At 56.7% G+C, this 18551-nt stretch carries 14 protein-coding genes; 7 read left to right on the forward strand and 7 right to left on the reverse strand.

Translation table 11 applies throughout. The features are described 5' to 3' along the window. Window positions 1-134: 134 nt before the first annotated feature. The gene (locus tag MJQ68_RS09725; RefSeq protein WP_238750888.1) at window positions 135-506 is read left to right on the forward strand and encodes a GxxExxY protein; all 372 of its coding nucleotides are present in this window, start codon (window positions 135-137) and stop codon (window positions 504-506) included. A gap of 88 nt (window positions 507-594) precedes the next feature. Here the strand turns inward: MJQ68_RS09725 and MJQ68_RS09730 are convergent, their stop codons facing one another. Further along, window positions 595-2298 (reverse strand): hypothetical protein, encoded by a 1704-nt coding sequence (locus MJQ68_RS09730; protein WP_238750890.1) that lies wholly within the window; start codon window positions 2296-2298, stop codon window positions 595-597. 125 nt (window positions 2299-2423) lie between these two features. Beyond that, on the reverse strand, window positions 2424-2849 hold the full coding sequence (locus MJQ68_RS09735; protein WP_238750892.1) for a CBS domain-containing protein: 426 nt from the start codon (window positions 2847-2849) through the stop codon (window positions 2424-2426). Here MJQ68_RS09735 and MJQ68_RS09740 point away from each other — a divergent pair. Continuing rightward, complete coding sequence (locus MJQ68_RS09740) at window positions 2848-3759, forward strand: zinc-dependent peptidase (RefSeq protein WP_238750894.1); 912 nt, start codon at window positions 2848-2850, stop codon at window positions 3757-3759. The two genes, MJQ68_RS09735 and MJQ68_RS09740, sit on opposite strands and share 2 nt — an antisense overlap. A gap of 31 nt (window positions 3760-3790) precedes the next feature. Further along, window positions 3791-4804: an AAA family ATPase gene (locus tag MJQ68_RS09745; protein ID WP_238750895.1), complete on the forward strand. Its 1014-nt coding sequence runs from the start codon at window positions 3791-3793 to the stop codon at window positions 4802-4804. Between the two features lie 6 nt (window positions 4805-4810). Here the strand turns inward: MJQ68_RS09745 and MJQ68_RS09750 are convergent, their stop codons facing one another. Both MJQ68_RS09750 and MJQ68_RS09755 read right to left on the reverse strand, forming a co-directional pair. Next, window positions 4811-6220, reverse strand: a complete 1410-nt coding sequence (locus tag MJQ68_RS09750; RefSeq protein WP_238750897.1) for a DUF1499 domain-containing protein — start codon at window positions 6218-6220, stop codon at window positions 4811-4813. After that, on the reverse strand, window positions 6213-6935 hold the full coding sequence (locus tag MJQ68_RS09755; protein ID WP_238750898.1) for a hypothetical protein: 723 nt from the start codon (window positions 6933-6935) through the stop codon (window positions 6213-6215). Before MJQ68_RS09755 ends, MJQ68_RS09750 begins: the two co-directional genes overlap by 8 nt. A 50-nt stretch (window positions 6936-6985) precedes the next feature. Between MJQ68_RS09755 and MJQ68_RS09760 the strand changes: the two genes are divergently transcribed. Beyond that, complete coding sequence (locus MJQ68_RS09760) at window positions 6986-7570, forward strand: thymidine kinase (protein ID WP_238750899.1); 585 nt, start codon at window positions 6986-6988, stop codon at window positions 7568-7570. Window positions 7571-7640: 70 nt separating this feature from the next. Here MJQ68_RS09760 and MJQ68_RS17930 read toward each other — a convergent pair whose 3' ends face one another. The 3 genes from MJQ68_RS17930 to MJQ68_RS09770 all read right to left on the reverse strand — a co-directional run bounded on the left by MJQ68_RS17930 (window position 7641) and on the right by MJQ68_RS09770 (window position 13128). Further along, window positions 7641-7775, reverse strand: a complete 135-nt coding sequence (locus tag MJQ68_RS17930; RefSeq protein WP_264758999.1) for a hypothetical protein — start codon at window positions 7773-7775, stop codon at window positions 7641-7643. A gap of 139 nt (window positions 7776-7914) precedes the next feature. Next, complete coding sequence (locus MJQ68_RS09765) at window positions 7915-10581, reverse strand: DNA gyrase/topoisomerase IV subunit A (protein ID WP_238750901.1); 2667 nt, start codon at window positions 10579-10581, stop codon at window positions 7915-7917. Window positions 10582-10689: 108 nt separating this feature from the next. Then, the gene (locus MJQ68_RS09770; protein ID WP_238750903.1) at window positions 10690-13128 is read right to left on the reverse strand and encodes a zinc-dependent metalloprotease; all 2439 of its coding nucleotides are present in this window, start codon (window positions 13126-13128) and stop codon (window positions 10690-10692) included. A gap of 748 nt (window positions 13129-13876) precedes the next feature. On the opposite strand from MJQ68_RS09770, the gene MJQ68_RS09775 reads away from it, so the two are divergent. From MJQ68_RS09775 to MJQ68_RS09785, 3 genes are all read left to right on the forward strand, one after another. Further along, a complete protein-coding gene (locus MJQ68_RS09775) occupies window positions 13877-14356 on the forward strand; it encodes a hypothetical protein (RefSeq protein WP_238750904.1) in 480 nt (159 codons plus the stop codon). 1079 nt (window positions 14357-15435) lie between these two features. Beyond that, complete coding sequence (locus MJQ68_RS09780) at window positions 15436-16107, forward strand: hypothetical protein (protein WP_238750905.1); 672 nt, start codon at window positions 15436-15438, stop codon at window positions 16105-16107. A gap of 669 nt (window positions 16108-16776) precedes the next feature. Further along, window positions 16777-18342 carry a hypothetical protein gene (locus MJQ68_RS09785; protein ID WP_238750907.1) on the forward strand — a complete coding sequence of 522 codons (1566 nt, stop codon included), beginning with the start codon at window positions 16777-16779 and terminating at the stop codon, window positions 18340-18342. Window positions 18343-18551 lie beyond the last annotated feature (209 nt).

Raw genomic sequence — 18551 nt, forward strand, 5'->3', positions numbered from 1 at the left:
TAAACACAGATTACGCGGATTTAGGCACGGATTAAGCGCAGATTCGCTTTGCACCGCTGCGCGGTACGTCGTGGGTTGAGGTAGACTTAACCGGACTCTACAAATAGTAGAGTGGGGTGGGGGATACTTGCGCTATGGATCTAAATACACTTACCTACGGGATACGCGGCGCAGCTTTTACGGTACATCGATGTCTAGGGCCGGGCTTACTGGAGTCTGCTTACGAGAAGTGTATGCTACACGAGCTTCGTAAACAGGGCTATCGTGCGGAGAGTCAATTGCTGTTGCCCATCACCTACGATGAGATTAAGGTAGACGGTGGCTACCGCATCGATATCCTAGTCGAGGACCTAATCATTCTGGAATTAAAGGCAGTAGAAGCACTCGATCCCATACATACCGCCCAACTGCTCACTTACCTACGTTTGGCGGACAAGCCCCTCGGTCTACTCATGAACTTCAACGTCCGCAACATGCAGCACGGCATCAAACGCTACATCCAATAGCTTCCCACACCATACAGCGGAGCCGCGCAGCGGTGACGCTATCCGTGCCCAATCTGTGCCTTAATCCGCGTAATCTGTGTTTAACAACCTAATACTGCCAAGAACTAAGGTCCGCCCCAGCAGGCGCCAACTCCCCCACCTTCCCCGCCCACTTAGGAATAAACATCCGGTGATACCGCAGCCGACTGATCGCATTGGGCTGCTCCGGATCCCCGTTCCAGCAGTGCTCCGCCCGGTCGCCGTAGGTGATCTCGCCGCCGAAGTCCCTGGAGCGCAGAAACTGCTCGGTGAGGTAGACCGCATTGTTGAGGTAGTAGTTGTCCATGTCGCCAACGTAGATATTAACCTTGCCCCGCAGCTTCGGACCTAGCGTGGCCCAGTCGCGCTGCATGATGTGGGTGAGGTCGTAGTGCTCGCGCCAGTAGTCGGCTACCCGGGGGTCAATGTGACCGGAGACCTTGTCCCAAATGCGCTGCGGGTAGCCGTCGTCACCGACCGGACTGTACACCGCCTCCCAGATATCCCACTGCTGCCCGCTACGGCTGCGGTCGCCAAGCACGAGCTCGCGCATATTGGCCTCACGCAGAGTAGTGGAGACGTGGCCCAGACTATCCCGACGGGCCGGCCGCTCGGTCTGCTTGAAGGGGCTATCGAGGGTATAGGCGTTGGCGTCTTCGTACAAGTTCACAACGGTATAGGCCCGGAAGTCGATCGGATCGGGACAGGCCGCGTAGCAGGTACCGTAGTCGTCGGGGTACAGCACCTGCACCGCCAGGGCCTCCCAGCCGCCCGTGCTGCCGCCGTACACGAAGCGCGCCCAGCCCTCCCCGATGCCGCGAAACTGCCGCTCGATCTCGGGGATCAGCTCGTAGGTGATCGCGTCGCCGTAGGGCCCCAGGTTCTCCGAATTCACCGCGTAGCTGTCGTCGTAGTAGGGATTAGCGTGTTGGATCTCCACGGCGATGACGCGGGGGAAGTCCGGCCCGGTCCAGGTCCGGTAGAAGTCGTAGGCTTCCTGCTGTTCGATACGGTTGTAGCAGTCCAGTCCGAAGCGGTCGCTGTATACGCAGGGCTCGGTCGTATCGGGTGGGGTAGTGCGCCAGCCCCCGAAGTCGGCCGGGAAGTGACCGTGCATGATCGCCAGGGGGTACTTCACTTCGGGGTGGTCGGCGTGCCCCTCGGGCAGCAGCACGTGGGCACCCAGGTACATATCGCGGCCCCAGAAGTCGCTCAGCAGCTTGGAGCGGATCTTGATGTGCTTGACGTAGTCGGTATCGTCCGGCTCCTCGATCTCTGGAATTTCCTGGTCGAGGGTCAGGGTGATGGGGCCACTCCGGTCGGCGCGCAGGGTCACGGTCACTGGGGTGCTTAGCAGGTTGCCGGGCGCGCGGTTCCACTGCTGTCCTTCGCCGCGGTCCATGGGCAGCTGTACGGTGTGTCCGTCGGCGCGGTGGAAGGTCTCGTAGCGGTGCAGCAGTACCTGAGCGCGGTAGCTGCCGGGGGGTACACCGGCCAGCGAGGCGATGGGGTAGCCGCGGTCGTCGGCGGTGATAGTCACCGTGGTGCCCGGCTCCCAGTCGCTTACGTTGCGGCCGAAGGCGAGCTGGGTGTCCGGTCCGTCCGTGACCTGGAAGCGGGGCTCGGCGGTGCTGTCCTGCGAGAGCAGCAGGAGCAGGCGGCCGTCCAGTGCGCTATCGGCCAGGGCCTGCGGCAGGGTAACGTGGACAGTCGTTTGGGCGCGGACGCCGGTGCAAAGGAGGGTGATCAGAAGGCCAAGGAGGGTGGTACGCATGGCGTTAAAGATGACACTATTTGTCATACGCCGATAGTCAGCGCGGCCGGAGGCCGCGTTGTACTACCGCGGTCGCAGACCGCTGCGTACTGGGGAGAGCAGCTGCACACTGGGCTATCGGCAGATCATTGCAGCACTTCCCGGTACAATATCGGCTCGCGGTACTCTTTCTTGAGCGAGTAGCGGATCACGTCAAAGGCCGTGACGACGCCCTTGAGCTCGCCGCGCAGATTGACGACCGGCAGGGTCTTGAAGCGGCGGTCCATGAACAGCTCGGCGGCCGTACCGACCTTGTCCTTGGGCATGAGCTTGACGACGTGGACGTTCATGACCTCGCCAACGGTGCGGTTCTCGCTGTTGCGGTTGCGGCGTACGTCGCGCCACATATCGTAGGAGGTGATGAGGCCGACCAAGCGGTTGGTAGCATCCACGACCGGCAGCTGCTGGAGCTGCTCGCGGAGCATGATTCTGGCTACGTCCCCGACGGACTGAAAGGGTTGAACGGTAACGATATCGGTGGTCATGATCGTCCGCACTTCTTCATTCATCATGGTGAAAGGATTTGCGGCTCTTCGGGGCTCCCCCAAGATACAACATATTCCGAGTGTCAGGCGTACCAATGCCTACAATTCCCCACCCATCGATCCCGTACGCGCCATCTACCTCGCCGCCGGCTGCCTCCTCCTGCTGGGACTAGTGCTCACCTGGCAGACCGACACGCCCTACAGCTGGCTGCTGGTGCTGCCTGCCATCGCCGCGGCGGGCGCCTACACCCTGGCCCCCCAGATCCGCTGGCGGTACTGGAAGACCCATCCGCCGGACCTGCCCCCGGCCCTGGCTCCCCTGCTCGACCGCTTCCCGCTCTACCGCGCCCTCGACCTGGCCGGCAAGCGGGAATTTCGCCGGCGGGCCTTCCTGATCCGCGAGAACACCGAGTTTACCGGTATGGCCATCGAGACCATCCCCGCCGATGTGCGCCTGATGGTGGCCGCCTCGGCTGCTACGGTGACCTTCTACCGGGAGGAATTTCTTATCCCAGGATTCGAGAACGTGCTGTTCTACAAGCACCAGTTTCCCACCCCGGTCCACGAACGGCTCCACGCCTCGGAGCTCTACCCCGCAGACGGCGCCATCATCTACACCCTCAACTACCTCATCCGCTCCGTTGTAGAGCCCCGGAAGTACCTGCAGCTCGGCCTGTACGAATACAGCCGCGCCCTGATGCATACCGATCCCGCAGTACGGACCACCATCGCGGCCCAGCAACTGGACTACGGCGAGATCTACCAGTTGAGCGACTTCAGTGAGGAAGCCCTGAAAGGCTTCATCGGGCTGGACGAGCTGGACCTGGCTGCCATCACCTACACCCTCTTTCACACCCACGCAGCCGACTTTGCCGAGCGCTACCCGGAGCGTTTCACGGCCCTGCGGGCCGCCTTCCCGCTGAGGACTATCGATTAGGCGGGCGACCGTACCTTTAAGGCTTTGCCCCATGGAAGAACCCCGCACCGGCGATCCCGCACCCATTCCCGCACCGCCCTCCTCCCAGGACCGGCTCGAACTGGAGGCTGTCCACGCCGCCGCCGACCGCATCCGCAGCGAAGTAGGTAAGCTCATCGTGGGGCAGCGCGAACTGATCGACCTGCTGATCGTCTCCCTGCTCGCCGGAGGCCACGTGCTCGTAGAGGGCGTACCGGGTATCGCCAAGACCCTCACCGCCCGCCTGCTGGCCAAAACGATCGACGCGACCTACCGCCGCATTCAGTTTACCCCCGACCTGATGCCGAGCGACGTGACGGGCACCACCGTGCTGCACACCGCCGACGCCCGCTTCATCTTCAATCCCGGCCCCGTATTCGGCAACCTGATCCTGATCGACGAGATCAACCGGGCCCCGGCCAAGACGCAGGCCGCGCTCTTCGAAGTGATGGCCGAGCAGCAGGTGACGGTAGACGGTACGACCCACACCCTACCCGACCCCTTCTTCGTCATTGCCACCCAGAACCCCATCGAGCAGGAGGGCACCTACCGGCTGCCGGAGGCGCAGCTCGACCGCTTCCTGGTACGCATCGTGGTCGACTACCCCGACCAGACCGAGGAACGCGATATCCTATACCGCTTCCGCTCGGATTTCATGCAGCGGCAGCAGGAGGACGTGCAGGCCGTGCTAAGTAAGGCACAGATCGCCGAGTACCGCGCGGTGGTGGAAAGGATATTCATCCGCGACGAGCTGCTCGACTACATTGCCGCGGTCGTGTACCGCACGCGTACCCATCCCGACCTGTACCTGGGGGCCAGTCCGCGCGCCTCACTGGCGATCCTGCGGCTGGCCAAGGCCGTGGCTGCCCTGGCGGGCCGCGACTTCGTGACACCCGACGATATCCAACAGGTAGCCTTTCCGGCCCTGAACCACCGTATCATCCTCACGCCGGAGCGGGAGATGGAGGGATTCGGTACCAAGGACGTGATCAAGGAAATTCTGCAGGGCATCGAGATCCCCCGCTAGCGGCGTTTAATTGCTGGCGAAGGCGGCGACTACTTTGGCCATACGGCGACCGTTCACACCCAGGTCGCTGTGACCTACGCGGCTCGCGCTGCGGTAGTGGATCACCTGCTCCGCGGGGTCGATGACGAACTCCACATCGTCGATGTAGGGGATGGGCCAGGTCTTGAAGGTATAGTGCAGGTAGTGCTCATCTTCCTCGACCAGGGTGGTGCGGGACATGGCGGATACCACCGTCTTGATCCGCGCCATGGCGTCTTCGGCCGATCCGGTGAAGGGGATGGGATCGCGTTTCTTCTTGGGCTGGTCGGTCTGGGTACTGACGCAGTTCGGGGAGTCGGGGCAGGGCTGGAGGGTACGGGGCATGAGGGAGTTTGGTAGTGCAAGCGTAGCGAGCACGGCGTTGTTGTCTATGGCGCGCACTTCGGCCGTGAGCTGTAGTCCGGCGGGGGTAGTGGTGAAGTGCAGCAGACCGAAGTTGCGCTCCGCGATCAGGGAGCCGATCCGCTTGTCGTTGGCTTCCTTAGCATTCTTGTAGGTATGGGTGAGGCCGCTGGCCGTCAGTTCGTACACGGGGTAGTCTCCGACGCTATCCACGCTGAACTCCGCCAGGTGGCGGTCGCCGCTCAGCAGCAGGGGCAGGGCCGGGCGCACCTCCGCCAGCAGGTGCAGCAGGCGGGCCCGGGCGGTGGGGAAGTTGGCCCACTTTTCGTAGCCGTGGTCGGTGGGCAGCACCTGGATGCTGCTGGCGATGAGGTGTGCCTTCGCGTTGCTATTGCGCAGTTGGTCTTCCAGCCATGCCCACTGCGCGTCGCCCAGTATATCGCCATCGGGATCGGCGCCGTAGCGATCGCCCGGTCGGGTAGGCGGGGCGAGGGCGTCGCGGAAGTAGCGGGTATCGAGCAGGATGACCCGGATATCCCCGATATCGTACGCCTGATAGGTACCCGCCCGCTGGCGGACGGCCGCGTCGTCGGGGACCTGCAGAAAGTCCAGCATCAGCACCTTGGCCTCGTCGCGGGCCGCCCATTCCTTTCCGGCGTCGTTCTTGCCGTAGTCGTGGTCGTCCCAGGCACCGTAGACCAGGGGGGTTGCGGCCAGGAAGGCCTGGTACTCCGGGGCGTTCTCCAGCGTGGCGTAGTCGGCGCGCATTTGCACCATATCGTCGGTGTCTGCGTATACATTGTCGCCGAGCCAGAGCCAGGCGGCGGGCGCGTGACTGCCGATGGTGGCCCAGTAGTCCTGCGGTTCGTTCTGTCGGTTACAACTGCCGAAGGCGATGGTGAGGCTGTTGTTGGGGGCAGCTACCGCGGTCACGGACGGCGGCGCCTCCTCCTGCGAGCGTACGGCCTGTCCGTACAGGTAGCCGAAGGCCACGATGGCCAGCAGGACCAAGCCAATACTAAGGCGCTTAAGCATACCGGCGGCGGACGAGGTTGATGAATTCGCGGGCGGTCTCCTGCCGGTCTTCGCGCGCCCAGTCGTGCTGCTGGGCCAGGTCCACGAGCAGCGGCTTGGCATTGGCCATGCTACCGCGCAGGTTGAGGGTCTTCAGGGCCTGGGTCAGGGATTCATTGCCGTCGAACAACTTGTTGGCGAACAGCACCCGGTTGTTGATACTCAGCGCCCGGTTGAGGTCCGTGATCCGCTGGCGGATGATGCGACCGGCCATCCCGTTCTGCTCTGGTTCCTCAAAGAGAGCGGCTACGTCCGGACTCATATTCGGCGCGGGCGCAGGCTGCGGTGGATTGGGCGCCGGGCGGTCAGACACCATGGGCTCGACCCGGGCGGTGTGGGTCGTGAGGGTGGGCGCGGGCGGCGGGGGCACGGGTACGCTGGGTACCGGCGGGGGCGCTTCGTAGGCCGGCTCGGGAGCGGGTGGGGGAGTAGGTGCCGGTTCGGGCCGGGCGGGGGAGAAGGCCGTGCGGGGAGATTCCGGCTTAGCGCGAGGTTCCGGTTTGGGGTCGGCGGCCGGGATCTCGGTGGGCTCGGCGTACAGCAGGTAGAGCTCACGGAGGTAGCCCAGCATGAGATCCTGTTCTAGGCGGGAGGGGGCATCGTCGTCCTGCCGCAGCTGGTCGTGCAGGGTGGTGATGCGGCGGAGCAATCGATCGGCTTTCGGGATGGGGGGCATAGACCTGCGGTGTTTATGGTACCTTCGCCGGCTAAATTACGGCGGCGCGTATGTTTTTAGAACCTCACTTCAGCGGTCAACGCAGCGGCTGGTTGGAAGTTATCTGTGGCTCCATGTTTTCCGGTAAAACGGAGGAGCTGATCCGCCGGTTGAAGCGGGCCCGTATTGCCGGTCAGCACGTAGCCGTCTACAAGCCCAGTATCGATACCCGCTACGCCGACGAGCGGGTGGTGTCGCACGACAGCAATTCCTTCCAGGCCACCCCCATCGCGGCCTCCGCCCGCCTGCTGGAGGTCGACGACGAGGTATCCGTCATCGGACTCGACGAGGCGCAGTTCTTCGATCGCGAGGTGGTCAAGCACGTACAGGAGCTGGCCTACCGCGGCAAGCGCGTCATCATCGCCGGACTGGACATGGACTTCCGGGGGCAGCCCTTCGGCCCGATGTCGGATCTGCTGGCGGTAGCCGAGTATATCACCAAGGTGCACGCGATCTGTAGCCACTGTGGGAATCTGGCTACCCACTCCTACCGGCTCACGCCGGATACGGATACGGTGGTGCTGGGGGAGCGGGATCAGTACGAGGCTCGCTGCCGCAAGTGCTTCCGGATGGGGAACATCCTGGATTTGCGCTGAGCACGCGCTGCCGGAGGCAGCCTTGTACTACCGCGCTCGGAGAGCGCTGCGTACTGGAGATTACCGGGTACTATACCAGTTGCCGAATGAGGAGGAATAGGCCGAACAGCACGGCAGCCAGTAGCAGCAGCCGGACGGTGCGCGCCGTCTCGCGATTCTTATCGCCGCGACTGCGGTACTTGTGCTTGGTCGACTGCTTGCCCATACGGCAAAGATACTGGCTGAGTGTGTTGATAGTAAATACGCTACTACTTACGAAACGTCGGAGACGTCTCCCCTCTCCACTGCGACCTTTGGGGTGGGGGCCCTAAAGGATTAGCAGGGGCCGGGGGAGAGGAAAACCCCTAGAAATCCAACTCAATCGTATCCCCCGGCTTAATATCTCCCTTACCGTTCGCCGTACCGTTGGCACGCTTGGCAGTGCCGTTGCTAGCGGCTTTGGAGGAGGGGGCTTTCTTCGGGGGGGCGGTCTCCTCTACCGGTAGGAAGGGCTCGGTGAGCTCCTTGATGGACAGCAGCTTGCCGTCGTGGAGCTTGTTGCCGAGGGCCTTCCAGCCCTTGACGTCGATGAAGCTACTGAGTACGACGGTTCGTTCCACCTTCGCGCGCTTTTCGCGGTAGCTGTACTTAACCTCCGGGGCGGGGTGTACGCTGGCCAGGTAGAGCTTGGTCTGCTTGTGATCGCTCAGGTAGTTGAAGGCCTGCCCGGGCGAGCTGGTCTCGATGTTGAAGCGCTTGACCAAGGTGACGCCGCGCTCGCCCTCGTAGTAGACCGCGCTGATGACCATGTCCTCCTCGTGCTTACCGATGAAGTAAAGGTTATTGGGGTCATAGCGGCGGGTGAGGTCGAGCTCCTCGCGCTCGTAGCTGCCGTCCTGGTATACGGCCAGCAGGTAATCGCCGGTATCGAAGCCGCCGAGGAACTGTCCACGGGCGTCGAGGTTGAGCCGTCCGCTGACCTCGTCCATCCACACCTTCATGGCCCCCAGGGTGCTTTTGCCTACTTCCTTGAGGGTGATCTTGCGGATGGGGTAGCGGGTCATGATGTTGCCGGCCGCGCCACGGCTCTTGATGGCCAGGTCGGCGAAGTCGAAGTCGAGCGACTTCTGCCGGGCGCGGGCCGACTGGCTCATCTGGGCGGTGACGATCTCGGCCTCCCCATTCGGGTTGGCGCTGAAGTACAGGATCTTGGAGCCCTTGTGCCCCTTGGTCAGGTTGTACTCGCGGTCGCGGGTGATGGCGGTGACATTAAAGCGCTTGGCCATGGCCCGGCCGGTCTTACCGTCTAGGTAGACCAGATTATAGGTCGTGCGCTCGTCGCCCTTTTTCCAGACATTGACGTGGATGATCTCCTTGCCCACGAAGGTCTTGTCGTCGATGCGGGTGACCTGCATGGAGCCGTCCTGCCGGAACACGATGATATCGTCCACGTCCGAGCAGTCGCAGACGAATTCTTCCTTCTTCAGCGACTGGCCTACGAAGCCCTCCTTGCGGTCTACGTACAGCTTGGTGTTGTTAGCGGCTACGGCGGCCACCACGACCTTTTCGAAGGTAGCGAGTTGAGTCTTGCGTTCACGGCCCTTGCCGTACTTGTCCAGCAGGTTCTGGTACCAGGCGATGGCGTATTCGGTCAGGTGGGCCAGATCGTGCCGTACCTGGGCGAGTTCCTCCTCCAGGCGGGCCATGAGCTCGTCGGCCTTGAAGCTATTGTACTTGGAGATGCGCTTGATGCGGATCTCGGTCAGGCGGGTAATGTCCTCGTCGCTGATGTCACGCAGGAGGAGCAGCCGCTGGTCGCTGCGCTTCTTTTTTTCCTCTGGCTCCCGCACGTACTTCTTCAGTCCGGCGCGGATCAGCTCCAGCACCTGCTCGAAGCTTTCGGCCTCCTCGATGTCGCGGTAGATGCGCTGCTCGATGAAGATCTTCTCCAGGCTGGCGAAGTGGATCTTTTCCTCTAGCTCCTTCTGGCGGATCAGCAGCTCCTGTCGCAGCAGCTCCTTGGTCTGCTCGGTATTGACCTGCAGGATCTCCTCTACGGTGATGAAGTGCGGCTTATCGCCCTCAATGATCACGCAGGCGTTGGGGGAGACCGACAGCTCGCAGCCCGTGAAGGCGTAGAGGGCATCGATGGTCACGTCGGGACTCACGCCCGGGGCCAGCTCGATGAGCAGCTCCACCTCGGCGGCGGTGTTGTCGACCACCTTTTTGATCTTGATCTTGCCCTTGTCGTTGGCCTTGATGATGCTGTCGATCAGGGTCTGGGTGGTCATGCCGTAGGGCACTTCCTTGATGGCGATGAACTTGCTGTCGATCTTCTCGATCGTGGCGCGGATTTTGACCCGCCCGCCGCGCTTGCCGCTCTGGTAGTCGCTCACGTCGACCGTGCCGCCGGTGGGGAAGTCGGGGTAGATCTTCGCCTTCTTGCCCTCCAGGATCTTGATGCTGGCCTTGCAGAGCTCGATGAAGTTGTGGGGCAGGATCTTGGTGCTCAGTCCTACCGCAATGCCCTCCGCGCCCTGCGCCAGCAGCATGGGGAACTTCATGGGCAGGTTGATGGGCTCCTTCTTACGTCCGTCATAGCTGAGCTGCCAGTCGGTGGTCTGGGGATTGAAGACGACGTCGAGGGCAAACTTGGTCAGGCGGGCCTCGATGTAGCGGCTGGCGGCGGCGGAGTCTCCGGTCAGCGTATTGCCCCAGTTGCCCTGGGGGTCGATCAGCAGGTCCTTCTGGCCCAGATTGACCAGCGCGTCACCGATGGCGGCATCGCCGTGGGGGTGAAACTGCATGGTCTGACCGATCACGTTGGCCACCTTGTGGTAGCGGCCGTCGTCCATCTCCTTAAGGGCGTGGAGGATGCGGCGCTGCACGGGCTTCAGCCCGTCCTCGATGGCGGGTACGGCGCGCTCCAGGATGACGTAACTGGCGTAGTCGAGGAAGTAGTCCTCGTACATGCCCTTGAGTCCGGTGATCTGCTCGTCGCCAGTCGTTTCTACGCCGTGTTGGTTCTCCATCTGCTGCTCCTGAATATTAAACGCACCTGCGGCCGCGCCCTGTGGTGACGGGATGACCGCGTGCGAAGGTAAGCATTCCTATTTAACTAACAAAATGTTTGAAGTGGCTTAGTTGCCGATGGGGGAGCCGTCGGGTAGATCGGGGGTGACAACGGGCTCGTAGGTACTGGGATTGGCGAGGTAGGTATCGATGAGGTGGCGGAGGTAGCGGCCGTTGCCGGTGTCGCTGGATGCGCTGTTGACGATCGCGGTACGCAGCTCCATCAACTGCGACAGGGCGGCCGCCGCGACGGCCCCGCTGATGGTCTTGTTGCCGGCCAGCTGGATCAGGTGGTGGACGAACCGCCGCTGCACCAGCTGCGCCACTTCGGAGGAATAGTCTTCCTTGCGGTTGTTGCGGACCTGCTGCTCGATGAACTCACTGAGCTGCGCCAGGTAGTCCTGCAGGGACGGCATGGGCGAACCGTACAGCGCCCGCTGCTCGGCTACGCGGGCCAGGCGGTCGGGGTGCAGCAGGAAGGTGAGGGTATTGTCGGCGGCGGACTGTGCCATGCCGAGGGGGTCGAGTCCACCGCCGTTCTGGGTGGTGAACAGCTCGCGGTTGCGGCCGTAGCCCATGGCGGGCGGGGGGATGAGCGCGCGCAGTTGCTCGGGTAGCATCAGGGTCCGGGGAGACAGGGTAGTGAGGAGCTTGCTGGTCGCGCGGCGCTGCAGCGCAGGTGAGGTAGGAGCGTAGTCGGGCGTCACGCCGGTCGTGCGCACACCGTAGTCGTAGGCGTAGCCACCGATCATCTTGGCGACGGCCTCGACCTGGTAGCGGTGCATAAGGTAGACGGGCACCAGTACGCTCTCCAGCTCCGACAGCGGCGCGCCGAGGGGGATGTTCTGCACGCCGAACTTGCGTAGGGCCACGCCGCGCAATTCCAGCAGGCGATCCATCTCGGCGATGGGGTCGCTGCCATTGTCCCACAGGTGAGCCTCGGGCTGACTGCTCCCCTGCGGACGCGCATCCGCATCACTGATGTAGCGCAGGCCCAGCTGCTCGTTCTCGGCGAGCACGGCGGCCAGACCGGCCGCTTCGGCCGCAGCATCGGGGTAGTCGGTGTAGCCGTACTTGATGGTCTGCTTGTCCCACATGCCTATATCGGTAGCGTAGGCCTGGCTGAAGTCCATCTGCTCGTCCTCCGTCAGCGTAACGTAGGGGTGGGGGTAGTCCATGACCGAGGAGCGGTCGTTGGTCGAGGCGGCGAAGTTGTGCGCCAGTCCCAGCGTGTGGCCCACCTCGTGGGCACTCAGCTGCCGCAGACGGGCCAGGGCGAGTGCTTCCAGGCGGGGGTCGGGCGTGGTGCCGTCCGCTCCGTAGGCGGCGATGAGGCCCTGGGCGATCAGGAAATCCTGCCGCACGCGCAAACTGCCCAGCAGCACGTGCCCCTTGATGATCTCGCCGGTGCGCGGGTCGGTGACCGAGGAGCCGTAGCTCCAGCCCCGCGTACTGCGGTGCACCCAGTTGATCACGTTGTAGCGCACGTCGAGGGGGTCGGCGTCTTCGGGCAGCACCTCTACGCGAAAGGCATTGCGGTAGCCGGCCGCTGCGAAGGCCTGGTCCCACCAGCGCGCCCCCTCCAGCAGGGCAGACTTCACGGGCTCCGGCGCGCCGCGGTCGAGGTAGTATACAATAGGTTCCACGGGCTCGCTCACGGCTGCCGCGGGGTCCTGCTTCTCCAGCCGGTGCCGCGTAATGAAGCGTTGCACCAGCGGCTGATCGATCGGCGTGGCGTAATCCGCATAGCTCGTCGGGTAGTAGCCCGAGCGCGGGTCGAAGCGCCGCGGCGTATAGTTGCTATCCGGCAGTTCCACGAAGCTGTGGTGCATCCGCAGGCTAAAGCTCTCGTTATTGGGTGCTACACTCCCCACCTTACTCCCGGTCGGCTCACCGGTAAAGGTGATCGTGGCCTCGAATTCGGTATTCTTCGGGAAGTTCTTCGTCCGCTCCGGGTACAGCGCGCTACGATCGTCGCTCACCTTATAGGTCCCCTCCTTGGCCTTCTTGAGGCGGGCGGCTACGCCGTGGGCGTCGCTCAGCAGCAGCGGCGTCAGGTCGATCAGCACCGTGTCACCGCTGCGCGCCACCACCTTGAAGCCCTCCACGACCGACTGCGCAAAGGCCTCCTCCACGCTCGCCGCCTCGGCGGGGTTATCGGACACGGCCCGGTAGTCGAGGTTCCGCTGCTGCAGCAGCACCTTCGGTCCCACCCGCCGGAAGAACACCACCCGCGTATTTCCCAGCTGGTTGCGGTCCAACCCGATGTCGTTACTCCCCAGTCCGGCCGCCAGGCTATTGACGTACAGGAAGTCCTCGTTCCAGCGGCTGATCAGCAGGTACAGCTTCCCCTCCTCGGTACTGTAGTAATAGGGGTAGAAGCCGTCAGTCCGCTCCAGCTCCGCCGTCTTCTCGGCGATGGTGGGGGTAGGCTTTGGTTTATCGGCGTCCTGGGCGGGGAGGGGGAGGAGGTAGAGGAGGATGGTGAGGAGGAGGAGGTAGCGCATGGGGGTGGGGTGGATGGGTGGTGTAAGGTAAAGTGTTTGGGGGTTTGGGCGGGGGCGCTGGTGCGGGGGTGGTGGGAGGAAGTTGCTAGTTCTACGCCCTGTTTGGGTACGACTACTGGGGTGAGGGGTGGGGTAGGTAGTTCGACGCGTGAGGTGATGCTACGGGATGGCATTGCGTAGATACAACGTTTGGGTGGTGTATATACGCACGTGGGGAACACCGACACCTGATGTGTACACCTTGAGGGATTGGCGTATATATTGGGGGCTGCATACAATTGTGCGTTTATGCAATGTGTGTAGCCGTGTGTTGGGGCAATCAAAATACCAAGCCAAACGGTAGTTCTAGAATAATATGGAGCCACTTACTAAATAGGGGAATTCAAATACACCATCAGTTATAGACCTAGTATTTTTTATATTAGCACTTACTAACAAAAGTCCTATAGTTTTACTATATTGCCGACAACCAAAAGCAAACGTATGAGACCTGAGCTAAAAGAATTCATCTTAGGTATAGTAGTCTTACTGGGGTTAGGTAGTATTCTATCTACAACCATTACCCCAGAGTCATTCGGAGGCTGGCTTGTTACAATATTCGGAACATTTATTTCATTTTCTGTAATTAATTTTTTTTGGTTCGTCATAGTTCCACTATGGCAACGCTAACTGCTAGAGCCTAGATTGACTAAAGGATAACCTACCCGCAACACTATTTCACCCTCTATCTTAATTAAAAATATTCACTATGAATATAAGTAACAATACTACGTCTAACCCAAGCGCCTATGCTGTTGAGTGGATGAATGCCATATGTAAAGAAATGAACACTACAACTGTAAAAATGAGAGACGGCCAAGATTGGTCACCCGACAACGCAGTGAATGTTGTAGATTTTTTTCAAATTCACATCCTTATGAATAGGGGGATATATAACTATCTTGATGATAAAGGATTGCTATACACAGGTCGATGTCCAGTATACGGAACGTCAATAGGTAAAGACCGATCATTTACCTTGTTTGGTAGAAAGATATACCTTTCAAGTCAAGGTGTGCAATTTGCTAAACGTCACGACGGTAAAGATGAAACTGGTAAGTCTACCAACACCACCGTAAACCATTCTCATACTTCAGATGAAACCCCCAAAGTAAGCACTTTTGGGAAAATCGGAGTATTTGGATTCTGGATTGTGTTATTTCTATTTATAGCTAAAAGTTGTGTATGACGTATGATAAGATTTTTGTGAATAGTGCAATAGTAATACCAGCTACATAACTGAATTATGTAATTTAACTTTGAATATTTGGACTATCAAGTTATAGTCAAATTGAAAAAGGATACCCTCAACACGGCCTCAACTCCATTAAGCTAAGCTCTTCCCTACTATACTGGAACCCTTGGCCGTGGTTGCTTAGCGGTTACTCTTGTGTCAAGGTAGCTTAGAAAGTAACTTTAGGACATAGTGCCCCCGCCCGGCCGTGAGGTGGCCCGTGCCGTGACCTGCTGTCTTGATAGTCCATCAGCGTGCTGAGCGATAGTTAAATTTGCCGATAGGCTTCGGGGCCTTCGGCATACACATGTCGGTCCTGGCTGCGCATAATCCATCTTAGTCGAACACGGCTCGGGAGGGGTCACTGACGCGCAACCGCCAGCGGCTGCAGTAATGGCCGGAAGTGTACCACACTCGGCAGGCCATCGTGAAACACCCGTTTGGCAGCATCAAACGAAGTTGGGGTGCCTACTTCACGTCGATGAAGGACTAGTAGCCGTAGACAAGGAGGTCAGTTTACTAGCCTGCTGCTATAACCTACGGCGGAGTGTGTCCATTGTGGGCGTTCCGGAACTGCTACGGCGGTTGAGAGGGCGCGTTTTAGCGGGAAATGACTCCGTTTTGGCGTTCGCAGGGGCATTTGAGCGCCTTATGACGGCCTTTTGCGACCATTACCTGGCTATACTAAATGGAAAGCTAGGTAGGCGGAAATCTGCTTAGCTTGGACGTGAGCTTTTGCACGGCCTCCCGTTGGGCGACATGCCGGCATCAAAGCCGGCACGAGAACAACCCAAAGTGATGCTGGCAAACCGCTGAATCGAGTAAAATTACTGTTATTAAGGCTGCGACTACAAAAGTTGTGCTGATTATTGGTGAGAACGGGACAGAATATATCGCTGTAAACTACTGTGAACTAAAGGCTAATGTACTCAACCCAAAATCTAGAGTAGCAGTTAACATATACGTTGATCTTCTGTTCAGTGTGAATAGTACTATGATATAAAAACTTGCAGGCCTTAATTTCTATAAATCAAATGATGGAAAGTACTGTCTTAGGGCTTAATCTCTGGGCGTGGTTGGGTTTCATATTTCTAGCTCTTGCTGGTGTATGTTCAGCTAAGGCTGCGAAGGCTACGTCAAGTCAGATAGTTCGAAACGAAGTTGACTCCGGTGTTGTGAGAACATTGGATGGCACGCAGTCCCAGTTTTCACTGTCTATAGATAAAATTACTCATCCAATACAGGATGCGTACACCTTTGCTATCAATAAACACAAAGAAGCGAATGACGACTATGTAAACAACATGACTGCATACGGTTATATATTGCACGCAATCAACCAAATGGCTATTGGTGATATAATAATAGAAAACGGAGAAAGTCTTACTACTGCTCAGTTAAGTATGGCAAACCGCAAAATTGGCGAAGATATTTCAGGTGCATATAATCGTCTAGGAGGGTCGCTTAGTACTTTAAAGATATTGATTGTAGGCGTTGGCAACGCCGATCTGAATGATATTGTTTCTAAATATGAACTAGCCGTAAAGGAAGCAAGTGAAAACCGCAGTAGGCTTATCAGCAAAGAAATTAGTTACAAAGATTACGAGCAAAGCGTATCAGCATTGACAGTGTTATACGCTCAAGTTATCGAGGCGTTGAGTTCTACTAGAAGGAAAGTGCTTCAGCAAAATGCAGGTTCTGAATAGACTGACAATGATCGATCAAATTATCTCGATACGTGATGTGGTAGAACTATTGACTCAAAATTATGGAGTGGCAAATGGGTGGTTGCTTTAAGAAGTCTTGGTGACGGACTTTGATAGCATCTATATTAAATCACCACACTGCTAATTGGGTAATTTTGATTCTTCCATACAAGAAAAGTCCGCCCAACACCACGCCTACGTCAACCGGGGCTGGGTGGGGATGAAGCTGGTGAGTGCTAGCGGTGCCCGGGGTCGTCACGTCGCCAATGGGCCAAAAGCTCCCGCTGGTCGGTTTTGGCCCATGCCGCCGCGCCGCCCCCTCATGGGTGGAAAAGATAGTGCCGATCGCTTCGGTCAGTGCTAGCCCCGGCTGCGTAGGCGTAAACGTCAGGCTGGGCAAAAGCTCAAACGGCCGCTTCGCGTGCCGTATAAGCTTTGCTCAGCCAAAACAAAGTAATGTAGTTATATTGGCGAGATGAATTTTGCTAGTTAAAATCCAAATGATCGTTGGTACAACCTTAGCTCAAATGAGCTTTTGCACAGCCTCCCGTTGGGCGAAATGCCGGCATTAGACCGGTCCGTTAGATCTCAACTTGACTACATGACAGCGACAATAATTTATGCTATAAATATCAATAACGCAAATTTTTGCAGACCTAAGAATTCCGTGTGATGTTAGTTAAAGGTAAAGGTATAAATATTTATAAAATCAATATTTGGGCAATCTGTGGTTTTGTCTTATTCATTGGCATAACAGTTTTTACTATTCAGCCAGATTCATCTAACTTAGCTATCAGCATTTGGTTACCATTAATCATATCTGTTGCAGCGGGCTTAGTATTTATATTTTTTACCAAAGTGTCTATTTTAGAAGAGAAGGTAATTCTTTCAATTCTACAAGGATTAGATCGTGGACAGGATCGCTACACAGTTATCTCAAAAATAGAAAGTGCAATTACGAAAACTAAATTTTTGGTTACGAATACTGGCAGAAAAGAAATTCGAGAATTAGGGTACTTAAATTACGTATACAATAGCTGCCTAGAAATTCCGAAGCGACCAAATATGAGACCTTATTCAGCAGATTTCATCATTGATAATACTGAGAATAGACTTAGGGATTTTAATATTTCTGCAGTTAATCTTGAAGTGATCGAAAAAATTAATTATAAGGTGATCGATGATTGTAGTGTTTACGCACTTTCCAATGAGGCATTAAAAAACAAACTGTTATGCTATTTATATAGCCCATTATCCAAGAAAATTGATAGTATACATTGGGTGAAGAAAATTTTTGAAGATGGAGCGAATTATAACGAACTAAGGAATTTTGATCCGAAAAATATTGACGACTATACAAAGTCAATAAATGATTGCATCAAGTATATTAAGCTTTTATGCCATCAGTTTGACAGCGCTGTTGACAGAGAAATAAACCATGTAACTTACGAAACTCTGACCATCGTTGCATTGGGATATATTTGGCATAGTTCCACTCTAATAGATAATATGAGAGAAGATCATATTCATCTTGATCACACGATTCAAAATTGGAATGAACAGCTAAATACGTATAGAAGCAGGTTTATGAGTGAACCTATTTCCCGACCGTTGCAAATAGTTAAAACAGTGTTTTTTCAAAAAAAATTTTATTCGATAGAATACATAGCCAAAGTTTTGGAACAATTTGGGCCAGATCAATACTATATTTTTTATACTCAATTATTGCAATATAATGTCATAAACGCATTGAGAGAGAGTGAAGAAAGTTTCTTGTCAGTATTCCAAAATTACAATAAACATTACAATGCCAATCTAGCTATCTACAGTCTCAATATTTTTGCTCAATACTACCACGAATTATTAAAGGTATGGTATACTTTCTACACGGCCGACAAAATTGACGAATCTGTATATGAGCATCTTGCCAATCACGCAAATCCTTATAAAAACCACTATATCTCGGCTATCCTCTATATGGCACAGACAACGGGCGACTTAGGTGCTTTTCAACACCTTCTATCGGAGGGATACATTATTGAACAAGTTCATCAGAAATTCCTGCAAGCCAAATTTAGAATGGAGTTTGAAAGCTCAATTCTTTACCCTGGTATGGTGGGAGATTTAGCTTTAATGACAAGTAAAAACAAAACTCATATTGATACCAAAAGCTTTTCCACTTACATTACTGGTTCTCAAATCAAATTAGTTTATTATGAAAAAATCTCCAAATAATATGTATACCCGAGACCTTACAAACAGAAGTCAAGAGAGGTTGGTAACACTTTTTGGTATTACTAAATATAGGCATAATATTGGTGGAGTTTCAATGTTTAGTCACCGTTGCTTTGTTTGTTTGGCAATTAGTACCTGTGTTCTCCGCGGCTGGTCTCTGTCTAAGATCAGTCGGTAGTAGCGTCCGCAGTCCACTTGGTGAAGGGGCT

The sequence above is a fragment of the Neolewinella maritima genome (assembly GCF_923081025.1).
Classification (GTDB): domain Bacteria; phylum Bacteroidota; class Bacteroidia; order Chitinophagales; family Saprospiraceae; genus Neolewinella; species Neolewinella maritima.